Origin of the sequence: Trichlorobacter thiogenes, from assembly GCF_900167465.1 — a bacterium.
Taxonomy (GTDB): Bacteria; Desulfobacterota; Desulfuromonadia; order Geobacterales; family Pseudopelobacteraceae; genus Trichlorobacter; species Trichlorobacter thiogenes.
Genome location: NZ_FUWR01000019.1, coordinates 1 through 14,845 on the forward strand (window position 1 = coordinate 1; position 14,845 = coordinate 14,845).

17 protein-coding genes and 1 tRNA gene are annotated in these 14,845 nt (G+C 48.1%); 10 read left to right on the forward strand and 8 right to left on the reverse strand.

Going from position 1 to position 14,845, the window contains the following annotated elements:
• The first annotated feature begins 73 nt into the window (after positions 1-73).
• Positions 74-1,206 (forward strand): IS3 family transposase gene (locus B5D39_RS13610; protein WP_425274625.1). Its coding sequence is split into 2 segments (ribosomal slippage): positions 74-326 and positions 326-1,206, totalling 1,134 coding nucleotides; the frame shifts between segments, so codons are not numbered across the junction.
• Here the strand turns inward: B5D39_RS13610 and B5D39_RS13615 are convergent.
• Together B5D39_RS13615 and B5D39_RS13620 are read right to left on the reverse strand one after the other, a co-directional pair.
• A complete protein-coding gene (locus B5D39_RS13615) occupies positions 1,195-1,839 on the reverse strand; it encodes an RloB family protein (RefSeq protein WP_161947510.1) in 645 nt (214 codons plus the stop codon). The genes B5D39_RS13610 and B5D39_RS13615 overlap by 12 nt on opposite strands.
• Complete coding sequence (locus B5D39_RS13620; protein WP_244161420.1) at positions 1,832-3,019, reverse strand: AAA family ATPase; 1,188 nt, start codon at positions 3,017-3,019, stop codon at positions 1,832-1,834. The genes B5D39_RS13615 and B5D39_RS13620 overlap by 8 nt, the downstream gene beginning before the upstream one ends.
• A 350-nt stretch (positions 3,020-3,369) precedes the next feature.
• Between B5D39_RS13620 and B5D39_RS13625 the strand changes: the two genes are divergently transcribed.
• The 5 genes from B5D39_RS13625 (at position 3,370) to B5D39_RS13640 (ending at position 7,160) form a co-directional block, all read left to right on the forward strand.
• Entirely contained in the window at positions 3,370-3,876 is a 507-nt protein-coding gene (locus B5D39_RS13625) for a hypothetical protein (RefSeq protein WP_078791007.1), read from the forward strand.
• Positions 3,873-4,025: a hypothetical protein gene (locus B5D39_RS16965; protein ID WP_153304312.1), complete on the forward strand. Its 153-nt coding sequence runs from the start codon at positions 3,873-3,875 to the stop codon at positions 4,023-4,025. The genes B5D39_RS13625 and B5D39_RS16965 overlap by 4 nt, the downstream gene beginning before the upstream one ends.
• A gap of 151 nt (positions 4,026-4,176) precedes the next feature.
• Positions 4,177-5,334 carry a replication initiation factor domain-containing protein gene (locus B5D39_RS13630; protein WP_078791008.1) on the forward strand — a complete coding sequence of 386 codons (1,158 nt, stop codon included), beginning with the start codon at positions 4,177-4,179 and terminating at the stop codon, positions 5,332-5,334.
• The gene (locus B5D39_RS13635; RefSeq protein ID WP_078791009.1) at positions 5,327-6,838 is read left to right on the forward strand and encodes a hypothetical protein; all 1,512 of its coding nucleotides are present in this window, start codon (positions 5,327-5,329) and stop codon (positions 6,836-6,838) included. The genes B5D39_RS13630 and B5D39_RS13635 overlap by 8 nt, the downstream gene beginning before the upstream one ends.
• Positions 6,828-7,160: a helix-turn-helix transcriptional regulator gene (locus B5D39_RS13640; protein WP_208610594.1), complete on the forward strand. Its 333-nt coding sequence runs from the start codon at positions 6,828-6,830 to the stop codon at positions 7,158-7,160. The genes B5D39_RS13635 and B5D39_RS13640 overlap by 11 nt, the downstream gene beginning before the upstream one ends.
• A gap of 108 nt (positions 7,161-7,268) precedes the next feature.
• Here B5D39_RS13640 and B5D39_RS13645 read toward each other — a convergent pair.
• Both B5D39_RS13645 and B5D39_RS13650 read right to left on the reverse strand, forming a co-directional pair.
• Positions 7,269-7,343: transfer RNA gene (locus B5D39_RS13645), tRNA-Cys, on the reverse strand.
• 53 nt (positions 7,344-7,396) lie between these two features.
• Positions 7,397-7,777, reverse strand: coding sequence for a hypothetical protein (locus B5D39_RS13650; protein WP_078791011.1), 381 nt, complete (start codon positions 7,775-7,777; stop codon positions 7,397-7,399).
• Between the two features lie 170 nt (positions 7,778-7,947).
• Between B5D39_RS13650 and B5D39_RS13655 the strand changes: the two genes are divergently transcribed.
• Genes B5D39_RS13655 through ruvA form a run of 4 tightly spaced genes read left to right on the forward strand, consistent with a single transcriptional unit; the run spans position 7,948 to position 10,337 of the window.
• Positions 7,948-8,691, forward strand: coding sequence for a YebC/PmpR family DNA-binding transcriptional regulator (locus tag B5D39_RS13655; RefSeq protein ID WP_078791012.1), 744 nt, complete (start codon positions 7,948-7,950; stop codon positions 8,689-8,691).
• Positions 8,692-8,734: 43 nt separating this feature from the next.
• A complete protein-coding gene (gene msrA, locus B5D39_RS13660) occupies positions 8,735-9,202 on the forward strand; it encodes a peptide-methionine (S)-S-oxide reductase MsrA (protein ID WP_078791013.1) in 468 nt (155 codons plus the stop codon).
• A complete protein-coding gene (gene ruvC, locus B5D39_RS13665; protein ID WP_078791014.1) occupies positions 9,202-9,738 on the forward strand; it encodes a crossover junction endodeoxyribonuclease RuvC in 537 nt (178 codons plus the stop codon). The genes msrA and ruvC overlap by 1 nt, the downstream gene beginning before the upstream one ends.
• On the forward strand, positions 9,735-10,337 hold the full coding sequence (ruvA, locus tag B5D39_RS13670) for a Holliday junction branch migration protein RuvA (RefSeq protein WP_078791015.1): 603 nt from the start codon (positions 9,735-9,737) through the stop codon (positions 10,335-10,337). The genes ruvC and ruvA overlap by 4 nt, the downstream gene beginning before the upstream one ends.
• A gap of 54 nt (positions 10,338-10,391) precedes the next feature.
• Here ruvA and B5D39_RS13675 read toward each other — a convergent pair whose 3' ends face one another.
• Genes B5D39_RS13675 through B5D39_RS13690 form a run of 4 tightly spaced genes read right to left on the reverse strand, consistent with a single transcriptional unit; the run spans position 10,392 to position 14,844 of the window.
• Positions 10,392-11,228, reverse strand: a complete 837-nt coding sequence (locus B5D39_RS13675; protein ID WP_078791016.1) for a hypothetical protein — start codon at positions 11,226-11,228, stop codon at positions 10,392-10,394.
• Positions 11,229-11,259: 31 nt separating this feature from the next.
• The gene (locus B5D39_RS13680) at positions 11,260-12,522 is read right to left on the reverse strand and encodes a hypothetical protein (RefSeq protein WP_078791017.1); all 1,263 of its coding nucleotides are present in this window, start codon (positions 12,520-12,522) and stop codon (positions 11,260-11,262) included.
• A 34-nt stretch (positions 12,523-12,556) separates the two neighbouring features.
• Complete coding sequence (locus B5D39_RS13685) at positions 12,557-13,681, reverse strand: hypothetical protein (RefSeq protein WP_078791018.1); 1,125 nt, start codon at positions 13,679-13,681, stop codon at positions 12,557-12,559.
• A gap of 32 nt (positions 13,682-13,713) precedes the next feature.
• Positions 13,714-14,844 carry a hypothetical protein gene (locus B5D39_RS13690; protein ID WP_078791019.1) on the reverse strand — a complete coding sequence of 377 codons (1,131 nt, stop codon included), beginning with the start codon at positions 14,842-14,844 and terminating at the stop codon, positions 13,714-13,716.
• Position 14,845 lies beyond the last annotated feature (1 nt).

Below are 14,845 nucleotides of genomic sequence, written 5' to 3' on the forward strand. Positions count from 1 at the left end.
TGACGTTACCCCCTGTAACTGATCCATTGCCAGCTTAGCGATTTCGGTCTAGAACTCCCAGAGGAGACTAGACATGAAAACGAAGCGTTTTACAGAAGAGCAAATTATCGGCATCCTGAAACAGGCCCAGGCCGGTATGAAGGTGGCTGACCTTTGCCGGATGCACGGTATCAGTGATGTAACCTTCTACAACTGGCGCAGCAAATTTGGTGGCATGGAAGTCTCTGACGCCAAACGCCTGAAACAGCTTGAAGACGAGAACCGGAAACTCAAGCAGATGCTTGCTGACAGCATGCTTGAGAATAAAGCCATCAAGGACGTTCTTTCAAAAAAGTGGTAACGCCTGCCGCCCGGCGAAAGGTGGTGGTCTTTCTCATGGAGATCCACCAGCTCAGTGAACGACGGGCCTGTGTAATAGTCGGGCTGTGCCGGAGCAGTCATCGGTACCAGGCGAAGCCAAAGAACGATGAGGCCATCAGATCACGCCTGCGTGAGCTTGCTGAACAACGTCGCAAGTTTGGCGCTCCCCGTCTGCATACCCTGCTGCGTCGGGAAGGGCACCTGATTAACCACAAGCGCACAGAACGGCTCTATCGCGAGGAAGGCCTCTCACTCAGACTAAAGAAGCGCAGGAAGCGTATCAGCCATCTCCGTGTGGTCTTGGACAAACCAGAACGGATCAACCAGCATTGGTCCATGGACTTTGTATCTGACAGCCTCTACAACGGCAGACGTTTCCGGGTTCTGACCGTGGTAGACAACTTCAGCCGTGAATGTCCTGTGCTTGAAGCAGACCACTCGCTGACCGGCCAGCGGGTTTCCAGAATCCTTGAACGCATGGCCTTGACCAGAGGTCTGCCGGAAGTCATCACCGTTGATAATGGGCCGGAGTTCATCAGCAAGGCACTGGATTTGTGGGCCTTTGAAAACAACGTCAGGCTCAGATTTATTCAACCGGGGAAACCGGTTCAAAACGCATACATCGAAAGCTTCAATGGAAAGTTCAGGGACGAATGCCTCAATGACAATGTTTTCGTCAGCCTGAACAGCGCACGACAGATAATCGAGAACTGGCGGCTGGACTACAATTCTGAAAGACCACACAAGTCGTTAAACAAAATGACGCCAGAAGAATTTGTTGCAAAACATAATCAGAACCAAAAGGCCGAAAACACTAAGCTAAAACTGGTTCAGTCAATGGGGTAACGTCATATTTATAATGCAGTCTAATAAGTTATAAACATCAGTGGTTGGATTACCTCTATCATTATCTTCTTCGTGACGACGTTTATTTATTCTAATGGCTCTGCACTTGGCAATTTCATAGTTGTCAGCAATTAAATCATAATCTACAGTAGGATTGTCTTCATGGTGGTATTGAGGCATTTCTTTGTTGAGTCGTCTATGTAGATCATCTCGATGGATATATGCATCATGGTCTTTAAGATGTAAAAATGGCCAAATCTCAAAGCATGGATTGGATATGCAAATATGTATTTTGTTATTTAAAGCAAGGTTGATAGCGGCTGGTATATTAGGGTGGTCATCTATATCCATAACTGACCATACGCAGAATGCTCTTCTATAACTATCTCCTTTTTTCCTTGCTTTAATAAGTAATTTTCTTTTTAGTGCAACAGCCTCTTCTACAACAGTCAGCGGGACTCCTACACCTTTAATGGGGAATACCTTAACAAGTTTATTAATGTGTTTTTTTGAAAACTTTTCTATGTAATCAGGCTCAGTAACCTTTCCTTCACACAGAACATAAATTTCAATTTTAGGCAAAATTATATTTTGCTTTCTTTTTAGACTTGGTGCTTTAGGCGGCTTACTCATCATAATTTTCCTTATAGAGGGTTTGATCCTTAAAACTACCTAAATATGGTATGCCTCCGTATCTGCCTTGTAGGTACCCCTCTTCAAAATTATCATTTTGGCGTGACTTTATTTCAGCTAGAGATATTAATTCGGTGGCTCCAGTAAGGTTCTTTTCAGTAAACCAAATTTCATCCCTTCTTAAATATTTGTTTGAGAGCAAATTGGTATCATGAGTGGTAAATAATAATTGAGCATACTTTCTATTGATTTCTGGATTGTTAAATAGTTCTATCAGTTTAATGCAAAGATGTGGATGCATACTAGTATCTATTTCATCTATTACCAGCGTTGCTCCCGCGGCTAGACAGGTTAAAATAGGCCCAATCATTTTAACCAAAGCTTGGGTTCCTCTGCTTTCATCTCGAATATCGAAATATATTTCTTCTCCTTCTGCTCCCCTGTGTGCGAACTTTACTTGTTTTTTTTCAACGTTTGACTTCATGTTGAAATTAGAGTGATTACTAACTAATTCTCTTATTTTCTTGTCTAATTCATAAACTTCATCTGGTGGCTTTACCTCTTCAAATTTCGAATTTACAATGCCAATATCAGCGTCTTTCAAAAACTCTATCATGATATCCTTAGTTTTATCATTAGCTAATAAATCGTATGACATCTCATTGTCTTTGAACTGATTAAAACTAAATATGAAGTTATTTTTAAAATATTTATATAAATCTAATAATTTCTCATTATTGTTCTGTGCTGCAACTGATATAAATAAGCTATTTATTCTGGTCATAGATTCTATTACTCTATTTTTTCCCTTTAAAAACTTGCCAAAATACATAGCTTCGCCGTGCTTTCTATAATACCATACTTGTTTAGTGCCATGTGGATATGCATATAACCATTCTTCTATAATCTTTTCATCGTCAATTATATATCCAAAATGATATCTAACTGATTTGTGGATAAAATCACAATCGAACCGCGATGGTTCTTTTGAGTATTTGGAGTCGAGCTTAAAAGCATTTCTACTTATACCCCCTTCAATTGATCCTCGCATATGTGAAGACAAAATACCGCTAACGAAAAAGTGCAATGCTTTTAAAATATTTGTCTTTCCTGAAGCATTTGCACCATAAATTGATGCAACGGGGAGAACTTTGTTCTTAAACCCCTCGATTTCGTACATAAAGCTTATTCTGTCTTTTAGTGATGATGCGATTAGTGATACTTCCTGATATTCACTAATGGATCGATAGTTTGAAATCCCGTATCGTAGTAGCATAAAAGCCCCTTAAAGATGACGTTGTGTTATTTTTGCGTTTATATATGTGCTTATTTTGCACAAAGTCAATATAAAAGACATAAATGGCTGCTTTTAAGTCGGTGAATTTGGTTTTGTTAATAAGCTGTCTGGTGAAGAAAATGTGGCTTGCCTGACAAGTGACCATCAAGACTTGTCCATTTTTCTTCTTGACTGTGTCTTGAAAAAAAGATACTTCTTTTTAAGACAACTTATTTCTAAGACATGGGGCCGCCATGACCGCCAAACAAAACGAAATACAGTTCACGCTCAACCTGGACACCGAACTGCTTGAACGTCTGAAAGTTATGGCTGAGCATGCCGGACTGTCACGGCACAAATTAATGGTTAACCTTCTGACGACCGGTGTTGAGGAAATCGAATCGTTGGAATACGTCGGTATTTTCCAGGTAGCTCTGATTATTCGCAATGCGACCGAATCAAAAGAGAAGGCTGAATCTCGGAAATCAGACGACATGAAGCCGTCTGAGATGCCGGTTCCCTTGCGTATCAACAAAGCAATTGTTGACCGTCTTGACCGCTTGTCTGTCAAGGTAGATTTGAAACGCCAGCGTATGGCACGGAACATTTTAACGGTTGGTTTGGAAGAGTTGGAATCCGCTAGAAAAGTGAAATTAACAAACGTTGCACTTGCCATAAGGGATATACATGATTTGTTCAAAAACGCCCTGGAAGTCGGAAAAAACGCATTTCGGGCGGGAAGGGAGGTGGAAAATAAATGATTGAGATTGACAGTAATAAACTGCCGATTCTGGTGAAAGCCAAAGGAAAAGGAGGCCAGTATGTTGATTACATTCTCAAAGCAACGAGAAACGGCATACAACTCATCAAGCCTGATAAGCTTATGCTTCAGCTGCTTGAACAAAATTAACACGACATGACCGGTGGTATTCCTTGGGAATGCCACCGGTCGCACACAATTTAATTTACTGCCCCGTAAGCCAGCCAATCGTCACCAAACGTAGTAAGCCAAGCCATGGGCAACTTCCACGCGCTAGAACGCGCAGAAAGGACGTTGTTGTATGGCTAATTTTGTATCTACAGGTGATGTCTGCATCGAATCCGATGCACTAACTCAAGCAAGCAATAACCCCGGCCGACCGGACGGAGTTGCCGGCCTGTTGGCCGGGACCCTGGCCGGATCGGCGAGACAGCCGCAGGCTGAGGCAAACCCCAAGCCCCCCTTAACTAACAGGGGGGCAGAATATTCAATCCCACCTGAAAACCGATCACTTCTTGATTGGTGCGCTTTTACCTTCAAACAGATTGAAGACCCTGCAAAGGTTTCAGAGCTTATCGGCATTGATCCTGCCCTTATGACTGACTGCACCTTTGGCTTTTCTGGCTATCGAAATTCCCTCAAATACGGAAATGTCAGCATCTACTATAACGGCCGCGAAGGAATGGGCTGTCATGTTGAAATGTCCGGTCAGGGCTGCCGTCAGTATGAAGCACTCTTTATTGATTCCCCCTGGAAAGCCCTCTTTGAAACCGTTCTTGCCAATAGCGGTAAATTCACCCGCCTTGATCTTGCAATCGACAATGTAGATGGCGCTCTCAACATGGACCGGATCATGGCCGCCATACTTGACCATGACTCCCAAATCAGAACCCTCTTTGGTGAGGCTCGTCGGATTCAGAAAGTCTCATTCAAAACAGGGCAGGCGATCATAGGTGACACCATCTATCTCGGTTCAGCCAAATCACGCTTGATGATCAGAATATACAACAAAGCTCTGGAACTCGGCCTTGACGGTATCTATCTCCGTGTTGAAATCCAGCTGCGGGATGAACGGGCGCAAGAAGCTGCCAAACTCTTTGTCACTGATATAGATGTTGGTTCTCTGGCAGTCGGTATTATCAACAACTATTTCGCAATCATCAACGATGATGACTCAAACAAAAGCCGCTGTTCCCTGCAATCCTGGTGGGCTGACTGGCTGCAGTCAGCTGAAAAGATCAAGCTCTCCACGGAACAGGCAATCAAGCTTGTCTCCGACACCATGGAATTCATCAGAAAACAGTACGCTCCATCCCTGGCAATGATCAACAAACACCTGGGCCGGTCTGACTTCAACTCCTTTGTGCAGGAAGTGCTTACAGACGGCTCTGAACGGATGACAGCCAAACATGAGCGGATACTTGCCGCCTCTGAAGCACAGGGAGGCAGCAATGAGTAACACTGAATTTCCCTGTGCCTACCTTGAAGGAATGATAGATGTCTGTGAAGGAGAGGACGGGCAACTGGTCTTTCTGCTTCTGCGTGATGGTCAACTTGTTGTGGAAGAAAGCATCAAGGTCAACGGCGTGGTGCTGGTTCCACCACCGCCCAGCAAACTGCCATTTACCATCCCCCGGCTTGTCGAGGTGCTGAAATACTATGAGCAAGACGACATGCACCTCTACGATGATCTACTTGCCTATTTAAAGCGTTTCTCTGCCCTGGATGACCTGCAATGGTCCGTTGTGGCTCACTTTGTGTTTCTGACCTACCTGCATGACCATCACGATATTGATTATTGCCCGTACCTGCTTTTTTATGCGGTGCCGGAACGAGGCAAGAGCAGAACCGGCAAATCAGTTGCCTGTGTTGCTTTCCGGGGTATGCACATTGTTGAACTGCGGGAAGCTCTCATATTCCGCTACAGCGACAACATCCGGGGAACCCTGTTCTTCGACATTATGGACATCTCCAAAAAGGCTGAACAGGGCGGCTGCTCTGATCTGCTGCTCTATCGTGCTGAGAAAGGAGCAAAAAGCGCCCGTGTGCTCCATGCTGAACGTGGGCCGTTTCACGACACCACCTATTTCGATATCTACGGGCCAACCATCATTGCCAGCAATGAACAGGTTCACAAGATTCTGAACACGCGCTGTCTGCCTATCGATATGCCCAACCTGCCGGGAGACTATCAGAACCCCCGGCCTGAACTTGGCCTGGAACTGAAAGAACGGCTGACCGCATGGCGGGCAAGAAACCTGAACATTAACCTCCCGCAGTTCCCCCAGGTAAGCGGCATATCAGGCCGTCTGTGGGATATCACCAAGCCGATGCTGCAAATGAATGCCCTGGTAAACCCACAAGCCCGTGATTTGCTGATTACAGCCATTTTGGAAATATCTGAAAAGCGAACTGAATCAAAACAGGACACCACCGAGGGCCGTCTGGTGGCGGCGATCAAGGAGCTGACCGAAGAAAAAGGCTGTGAAGACTATCTGCGGTGGACCATCAGAACCTTTGAAATCAGCAACAAGTATTACGAGCATAGACCGGATGACAAACGGTTCCCGGTTAGCTGGTTTGGTAAGAAGCTGGCAAGCATGAGCATCAAGCAGCGAAACGTCAACGGCCGATCTGAAATGGTTTTTACTGCTGAAGAATATGAACGACTCCTTGAACAGTATGGATTCACTGGTAGGGGTAACGGGGAAGGAAAAGCTCCCTCTATCGTCCCTCTACCTGAAAAAGAAGTGGAAAAACAGCTTGTTATTGAAGATGTAGAGGAAGGTAGAGGGAAGTCAGGATATGACGGTTCTCGCCGCAAATTCAGCTGCCCTGAAGAAACTGAGATTTACTTTGAACGCTTGCAAATCATGATGATTGACGGCGGGTGCTCACGGCAAGAAGCTGAAAATGGTGCCTGGGAAGCGGTGTTGCAATGGAGGGAGGATCATGCGGTTTGAACTCGAGTCTTCTGATATTGAAGCCATTGCAAGCATGGTCGTGGGTAAACTTACTAACAAGTTTGACGAGCTAAGACAAATAGCTGCGAAGGAGCACCTTGGAAATAAGACGCTTCCTTTGGAGGATGTTAAAAACTTGAAGCCAAAATCCAAAGTGGTCAGCACAAACGAACTACTTAAACTCACGGGGCTTTCACGGTCAACAATATGGCGGCTTGAAAAAGAAAAAAGTTTTCCCTCACGCCGTAGTCTTTCTGGCAAGCGTGTAGGCTGGATTCGAACAGAAGTAGATGAGTGGCTGGCAACTCGTAAGCGGTTATAAACACTTTGTGTGTGATTCGCTGAGTTGAGATGGTTGCAGGAGGTTCCATGAGAGGTTCCATGGATAAAAAGAGGGGCTAGGCTTTGTTGCCTAACCCCTTGTTTTCTTTGGAGGCGACGAGCGGATTTGAACCGCTGAATAAAGGTTTTGCAGACCTCTGCCTTACCACTTGGCTACGTCGCCGATGAACTTTGAAGAATTGTCTTTATATCTAACTTTTTAGGTGTCTGTCAAGATTATTTGAATTTAATGGCAACACCGGCAGCACGATATTCTGTGGCGGGAAAAGCGGGAAACATGACAATAGTGATCTGGCGACTGGTGACTTCAGGGAAGATAAGGGCATCAGCTCCCATTTTCTGGGCCTCTTCACGGAGTGACTTTATGCCCCATTCCTGCAGTTTGGGATCGAACTTCAAATCATAATCAGTGAAGTAGACCTCTCTGGTGATCTGGATTCTGCCAAGCTTCTCGTAAGGGCGCAAAAGCTCGTCTTGGGCCAGAACAGGCGGCAGGTCTTTGTTGTACGGTTTGGTCGTTGGTATGGCGGAGCAACCGGTCAATAGCGCCAGCAGGAGTGTCATAACACAGGTTCGCAGAAAGCTGACAGTTGCCATTACCGGGTTCCTCCATTGTCTTTGTTTGTAATTTGACACTAGCAGGATGCTTGTTAACTGTCCAGCTTACAGCAGCAGTATTTTCACTCTGGACAGCTAGTATTCACCATGTTAAAAAAACAGATTCTGTCATGGAGCAGATATAGATTTCATGGTGAAGGAGTAGGAATATGTCGGGCCATAATAAATGGAGTACCATCAAGCACAAAAAAGGTGCCGCAGATGCCAAGCGTGGTAAGATTTTTACCAAGATTATCAAGGAAATCTCGGTTGCAGCGAAGCTGGGTGGCGGTGATCCGGCAGCTAATCCCCGCCTGAGAACAGCTATTGATAAAGCCAAGGGCGAAAACATGCCCAAGGATAATATTGAACGGGCCATAAAAAAAGGTACCGGTGGTATGGAGGGGGTTGTCTACGAAGAGATCATCTATGAGGGCTACGGCCCAGCCGGTGTTGCGGTACTGGTTGAGGTGATGACCGATAACCGTAACCGTACCGTCTCTGAAGTGCGCAGTATCTTTACCAAGTGCAATGGCAATATGGGTGAGGCCGGCTGTGTTGCCTGGATGTTTGATAAAAAAGGGTTGATCAGCTATGACAAGTCGGTTGATTTTGATCAGTTGTTTGAGGCCGCCCTTGAAGCAGGCGCCGATGATGTGGTTGAAGAAGATGAACAGATTGAGGTGTACACGGAGCCGTCCAGTTTTATAGAAGTGCGGGATGCGCTTGAGACAAAAGGTTTCAAGTTTCAGAATGCGGAGGTTACCATGATTCCGCAAACCCTGGTAGCGCTTGAGGGTAAGCAGGCAGAAAGTATGCTGAAGATGATGGACCGGCTTGAAGATTGTGATGATGTCCAGAACGTGTATGCGAATTTTGATATATCAGCGGATGAAATGGAAAAGATGATGTAACCGGAAGGGGGCTTTAAGCCCCCTTTTTTGCATGGAGGCGGGCATGGAAAAGGCAACCTTTGCAGCAGGCTGTTTCTGGGGCGTGGAAGAGGCGTTTTACGATGAGCCGGGTGTTATTGCTACCAGGGTAGGCTATACCGGTGGCACGCTTGAAAATCCGACCTATCAACAGGTTTGCAGTGGTACCACCGGCCATGCTGAGGCGGTGGAGGTAACCTTTGAGCCTGCCAGAATCAGCTATGAACAGCTGTTAAAGATCTTCTGGCAATCCCATGATCCAACCCAGCTGGACCGTCAGGGGCCGGATGTTGGTAGTCAGTATCGTTCAGCCATTTTCTACCACACTGATGAGCAAAGAGTTCTGGCTGAGGCATCCCGTGAAGCGCTTGATCTTTCAGGCCGCTATCAACGTTCAGTGGTGACTGAGGTTGCCCCGGCAGCTACCTTCTGGCAGGCAGAGGAGTACCACCAAAAATACCACAAGAAAAATGGCGGAGGCTGCGGGTTTTAGTGCGGGTTCTTGGCATTGACCCAGGTTCACGCATCACCGGGTATGGTCTGGTGGAGCAGCATGGCAGCCGCCTGGTTCATCTTGATAATGGTGCCATCTTTACTGATAAGGCCAACGGTTTTCCTGATCGTCTGAAGTTGATTTTCGAAGGACTCAGCCGGGTAATCAGCGAGTTTTCGCCTGATGTGGTGGCGGTTGAGGATGTCTACGTTTCCGAGAACGTCCGTGCAGCACTTAAGTTAGGGCAGGCTCGGGGGGTAGCCATAGCGGCAGCTGTCCATGCCGGGCTGCCGGTTTTTGAGTACACGGCTTCACAGGTGAAGCAGGCAGTGGTGGGGCAGGGCAGGGCAGGTAAAGACCAGGTGCAGAAAATGGTCAAAGCGCTTTTAGGCCTGCCTGAGATTGCCCAGGCTGATGCCTCGGATGCTGTCGCGGTGGCTATCTGCCATATCAATTCGTATCAGTTGCGGCTGCAGGCTGGTCCTGCGGTGGCAATTTCCCGTCGTGCCAGTTCCTGGAGGAACTATAAACCATGATTGCACTGTTAACCGGTCTGATTGCCCATAAATCACCGGACCATGTCATCCTTGATGTCCATGGGGTTGGCTATCGGGTCATGATCCCGTTTTCAACCTACTATGAGCTTCCCGAAGAGGGAACCGCCACCCTGCATATTCATACCAGTGTGCGTGAGGATGCAATTTTGCTCTATGGTTTCCGTACCCGCACAGAGAAATCCTTTTTTCAGCTGCTGATCTCGGTGTCCGGTATCGGCCCCAAGCTGGCGCGGGATATCCTCTCCAATATCCAGCCACCCCAGTTGGCTGCTGCCTTGCTGCAGGGCGATCTGCACAAGCTGTCTGCCATACCTGGCATCGGCAAGAAGACTGCTGAACGACTGGTGCTGGAGTTAAAGGATAAGGCAGGTAAGCTGGATACCGGCAGTGTTTCGGCTGCTGATGCAGTAGGCCGTTCTTTGCCTGAAAGTTCTGTTTTAGATGACGTCTCTTCGGCACTATTGAATCTTGGGTATAAGGATATACAGGTGAGAAAAGTGCTGGCTGAACTGGATTGTGCTGGCGGGGCTGCTGTCGAAGAGGTGTTGAAACAGGCCTTGAAGATCTTGATGAAATAAGTTGGGGAGGCATTGCTGCCTCCCCAACTGTTGTCAGTAAGCTGAACCCGATTGCTAATCCAACAGCATTGCGTTGACCCGGGCCCTGACTTTCATCCCTTCCTTTACCGAAGCGCCACCTTTTTCAAAATAACGCCCCGAGATGCTTCCATCCTCAATCTGTAACTCTCCCATACTGGCGAGAACCTGATTGTTTTCATCCACCACTTCAATGGCCTGCTGCTTCTTAGGCACTTTACGCAGCTTTGTCGTGTTGATCTGGACATAGGCGATTCTGCCGTTAACCCTGCTAATACTTCCCATCTCGTAACTTGGGTTAAAGCCCATGCCCAGGCGGTCGGCTGCAGCCCGGAAACCTACCGTAACGGCCCGTTTGAAGAACTCCTGCTTCTTCTCGGCCACCATGACCTCACGTTTAGGAATCTTGGTTTCCAGCTTGCGATCATCGCTGTAGGATTTTACCAGTTCAATCTGGCCCTTGGTGTTCATGAACTTAACGTCAAGCCTGACCCTCGCCTTGAAGGTGACCTGCTTGCGGGTCGGGTCCATGTTCATGGGGGATTCAAATGCATTAAGACTCTCAATCCGCGGTTCAATGATATAGGTTTCCTGGTCCGAGGCGTTCATCAATACCTTGGTAAACCGTTTGGTGTTGGCAAGCTGGGCCTGGACATCATTCATCAGCTCATCAGTCATCTCTGATGGCAACTGGCGGCTGAACTTTGAACCAAGATCCTGTTTCAGGCCGATTGAATCAAGGTTGACCGGTTCCAATGCCATGGTTGTTACCTGCTGCGCCTCGGTGACATAGACCGTCTGTGGGGCGGTCGCGCAGCCAAAGGGCAACAGGGCCACCAAGCAAAACCCTGCGTAACGGAGATAGCGATTCATGACATGCTCCTTATAAAAAACTGCGTTGATATTACTTCAGTTGTTCAAGTGCAGCCAGTTGGGGCATGGCGTCGGTGGCCGGGAACATGGCTGCGATCAGTTCCATCTGCTTCGCTTCCTGATCACTGAACTCGACCGGTTCGCCAGCAAAGGCCAGCAACAGCTTTGGTTCAAGTTGCTGTAATGCTGCCTCAGCCAGCTCGATTCTAACCAGGGCCTCTTTAGTCCTTTGCTCTGCTGCTGGATTTTCATCCTTGATCTGATACTTGCCTTTTATCTGTTGGTACATGGTTTTGTAGACCGTGTACTGTAGCCCCAGGTTGTCTTTGTAGATTCCTAGCGAGTTTAGAACCATTTTAATGCGCGGGAACAGCATGGCTGCATTATACACACCACGCATTCTACGGAACTCATTCTGGATATTGGGGTATGCCCTGATGCCGTTGACAACGGCGCAGCCGATCTTCACCATAGAGGCCATGGTGAAGTCTGCCCCAGCAACAGAGGCAGAATAGACCTTGTTGGCCAGTTTGCCATAGGTTTTCTCCATGGTGGCCATATCCTCGGTCTTTTCTTTGAGGGCGGTAGTAATGGTTTCATCCTTCAAAGCAGGATCCTTGCAGGCTGCCTTTTTAACTTCTTCTGTGCTGTTTGAGCTGGCCGTGCGCAGGAATGCATCACACTGGGTGTAGCCATTGGCAGTCAGGTTAATCTCTTCTTCCAGCTGCAGCATCTCTTTTTTATTGTTTGCCACGACACCATAGGCCATAAGCGGGTTACGATAGACATACTCGTGGGTCGTGTCCGGTTTTTTCCTTGGCCCCAGTTCTCGATAATAGACATCACGTGGCTGAGACTTGAAAAAGGCAGTGTCTTGTCTGCTGACATGTTTATTCAACAGCTTTTCACGTTCCTTCAGGAAGATGTAGAGCGCACTGGTGGGGCGTGGCCAGCCGGTAGCCGGGTCGATCTCGGTGGCCAGGGTAATTCCTTGGGACGAGGCAAAAGCTGAAATGCCCATCTTAAAAAGGGCTCCACCTGAGGGGGCACCGTACAGGTCATTAGGCCAGCTGTCCTGTTCAGATAAAGGTGAGTTAAGTAATACTCGGTTTGATAGCTTGATTGCAATTGCTGCGGACTCAAATGAGTCAAGCGCCGCCATAACGGTCGGGTTCATGGACTCTGCCCCACACTCTAGGGCGGACATGCCGGTGGCACAACCGGATAGACTGCTGGTTGCCAGTGCCAGTAGAGCAGTCAACACCAATAATTTTATCTGTTGCAGATGCCTCATATAAAAGTCTCCAAAATAGGTTTGTGTGGGGTGTTTACTTGAATACGACCTTGTTGCCCTGAATTTCAGGGTTCCAGCGCTTCAATTGAGCATCTTTTTCAAAATTATCGATTAGCAGGTCAACCAGATCACTGATCTTACCAGCATAGTAGAGGTCTACAACCATATCGCCTTTGCCACGGTTTTTCTGGCTGACGTTTTTCAGGCCCTTGATATCCTCACCCAGCATCTTAAGCAGTTTGCGTTCCAACTTGTAGTTACCTGAAGTGGGCATAACCACTTCAAAACGGGCACCACGGCGTTCCTGGGTCAGGGTTTTGGTGTTAAGGGCATTAACCACTTCACTGGCGAATTTTTTACCGCCCGCAATGGCAGCCAACCGGATGGCTGCTTTTGCTTCGTCTTTAGAGGCACGTGCTGCGCCGTCAGGGTTGCCTTCCCACATCAGGTCACGGCTGGTCAGGCTGACGGTCTTGCCGGTCATCATGGCGCGGTAAACATAGGCAGAACCACTGGGGGCAACGCTGACATCCACCTTGCCCAGAACCAGCCATTCGCCTTTGTCTGCCAACTGGTCAGCAATCTTGTTCATATGCTTGACCATCTTATTGTAGTCAGCTTCTTCAGTCAGGGCTTGGTGCACTGCTTCATCGTCAGAGTCGATTACGGTGTACTCGGCAGCGGTCAGGCTGCGGCGTACTTCAGCACGGACGTTGTCCAGGATCATCGGCGCATCACCGGTATCCATCTTGCCGGGGATGATCATGACTACGATCCGACGCTCTTCATTTTTACCGGTGACGGCACCCTGGCGTTTCAGGTAGGCCCGTACCGCTTCTTCGTTAATAGTGATTCTGATCTTGGCCTTCAGCTCCTTGCCAAACATGCCGCTGACGCTGCTGTCAAGGATTTCAAGGTCTTTGATGTACTTTTCGTCACCGGTCAGGTTCAGGGTTGAAGCCCGATCCGGGTAGACATCACGCAGGTAATGTTCCAAGGCCTGCTCACGGCCACGCTGTTCTGCTTTTTTGCGGGCAGTGTACTCATCATCATCCACCTTAACGGTGACTATTTCTGTGTAGGTGCGCACTTCGGCAGCAGCCAGAAGCGGCAGCAATACCAGCCCCAGGGTAATCATAATCAACAAAATACGTTTCATGGATAAATCCTCCTATGGGAAATTAGATAGCGTTACTGGCGTTTCCAGGTGCTGCGGGCGCCTTCAGAACGGATTAGCTTCAGCGTCCAGCCCAGTTGTTTGCCGGTTTTGTTGATGGCGCTCTTGACTGCCTCTGAGCTGCTGCCGGACTTGATTTCCAAGGTGGTTTTACCACCACCTGACTCCCGCTCACGAATGTTTTCCATACCGGGGACTACCTTAAGGGCATCTTTGAAGCTGGCCACGTCGTCAACTTCAGCAACACCATCCAGAACGATAATAAAGGTGCCTGCTCCTGATTTTTCACGCTTCCAGCTCTTCTTGATGGAATCGATCATAACGTTTGATATCTTGTGTCCCACATCTTTTGCAGAGCGGTACAGTGCTTCCTGCAGGGTACCGGCATGGGAGGACGATTCAACATCTTTGCTGGCAACCACCCGTGAGGTGCTGGGATTGATCAGTTGGGCCCGCAGGAAGATCTTGGCGGCCCCGCCGGTGTAGTTCCAGTACCCTTGGCGACCAACACCTACTGTCTGGTAATAGAGCACCAGATCGGCATGGTATTTCAGGCCGTACAGGGCTGCTTTGTTGGTGTCGAGGTCCATCTCGTGGGTCTCGGCTACTTGCACAGAGAACTTCTGGGCAGAGGCCTTGTCAATCACATCAAAGCCTTTGTCGGCCAGTACTTCAACAATCGCCCCGTAGGAATTATCAAAAAAAGCTTCCAGGTCGGCGCGGGTACTGCCCAGTGTGGCCCCTTGGGGCAGATTGGGGTTGTAGAGTACCATGATGCGGGGGTTACCCATGGCATCCTGCATCAGTCCCAAAGCGTTAATCTCATTCTCAAGCGCCTTCAGGTTTACGTCTGCGGTCAGTTGCAGTTCGTATCCTGCGCCGGTGAATTCAGGCTCCCCTTTTTGCACCAGCCGGGCCAGTTTTCTGGTCTTGCCTTTCAGGGCGCCAGCGATTTTTTGCTTGTTCTTCTTGACGGTATCCTCGTCCAGAATCTGTTTTACTGCCATGTCAATGGCACTGTTCAGGCCGTTTACTACTGCAGCCTCTTCAGACATACCCCGTCCGGTTGCGGTAAATTGATCTGCACCAGCAAGGCTGCTCAGTGCCAGAAGGGCGGTCAGTGCAAGTATAATGATCCTTTTCATG

What these genes read in the sequence shown, in the direction of transcription:
- B5D39_RS13650 (WP_078791011.1), bottom strand. Translation starts at nt 7,777, where the DNA reads ATGGCAACTGTCAGCTTTCTGCGAACCTGTGTTATGACACTCCTGCTG.
- B5D39_RS13690 (WP_078791019.1), bottom strand. Translation starts at nt 14,844, where the DNA reads ATGAAAAGGATCATTATACTTGCACTGACCGCCCTTCTGGCACTGAGC.
- B5D39_RS13655 (WP_078791012.1), top strand. Translation starts at nt 7,948, where the DNA reads ATGTCGGGCCATAATAAATGGAGTACCATCAAGCACAAAAAAGGTGCC.
- B5D39_RS13675 (WP_078791016.1), bottom strand. Translation starts at nt 11,228, where the DNA reads ATGAATCGCTATCTCCGTTACGCAGGGTTTTGCTTGGTGGCCCTGTTG.
- B5D39_RS13630 (WP_078791008.1), top strand. Translation starts at nt 4,177, where the DNA reads ATGGCTAATTTTGTATCTACAGGTGATGTCTGCATCGAATCCGATGCA.
- B5D39_RS13615 (WP_161947510.1), bottom strand. Translation starts at nt 1,839, where the DNA reads ATGAGTAAGCCGCCTAAAGCACCAAGTCTAAAAAGAAAGCAAAATATA.
- B5D39_RS16965 (WP_153304312.1), top strand. Translation starts at nt 3,873, where the DNA reads ATGATTGAGATTGACAGTAATAAACTGCCGATTCTGGTGAAAGCCAAA.
- B5D39_RS13620 (WP_244161420.1), bottom strand. Translation starts at nt 3,019, where the DNA reads ATGTACGAAATCGAGGGGTTTAAGAACAAAGTTCTCCCCGTTGCATCA.
- B5D39_RS13635 (WP_078791009.1), top strand. Translation starts at nt 5,327, where the DNA reads ATGAGTAACACTGAATTTCCCTGTGCCTACCTTGAAGGAATGATAGAT.
- msrA (WP_078791013.1), top strand. Translation starts at nt 8,735, where the DNA reads ATGGAAAAGGCAACCTTTGCAGCAGGCTGTTTCTGGGGCGTGGAAGAG.
- B5D39_RS13640 (WP_208610594.1), top strand. Translation starts at nt 6,828, where the DNA reads ATGCGGTTTGAACTCGAGTCTTCTGATATTGAAGCCATTGCAAGCATG.
- B5D39_RS13685 (WP_078791018.1), bottom strand. Translation starts at nt 13,681, where the DNA reads ATGAAACGTATTTTGTTGATTATGATTACCCTGGGGCTGGTATTGCTG.
- B5D39_RS13625 (WP_078791007.1), top strand. Translation starts at nt 3,370, where the DNA reads ATGACCGCCAAACAAAACGAAATACAGTTCACGCTCAACCTGGACACC.
- B5D39_RS13680 (WP_078791017.1), bottom strand. Translation starts at nt 12,522, where the DNA reads ATGAGGCATCTGCAACAGATAAAATTATTGGTGTTGACTGCTCTACTG.
- ruvA (WP_078791015.1), top strand. Translation starts at nt 9,735, where the DNA reads ATGATTGCACTGTTAACCGGTCTGATTGCCCATAAATCACCGGACCAT.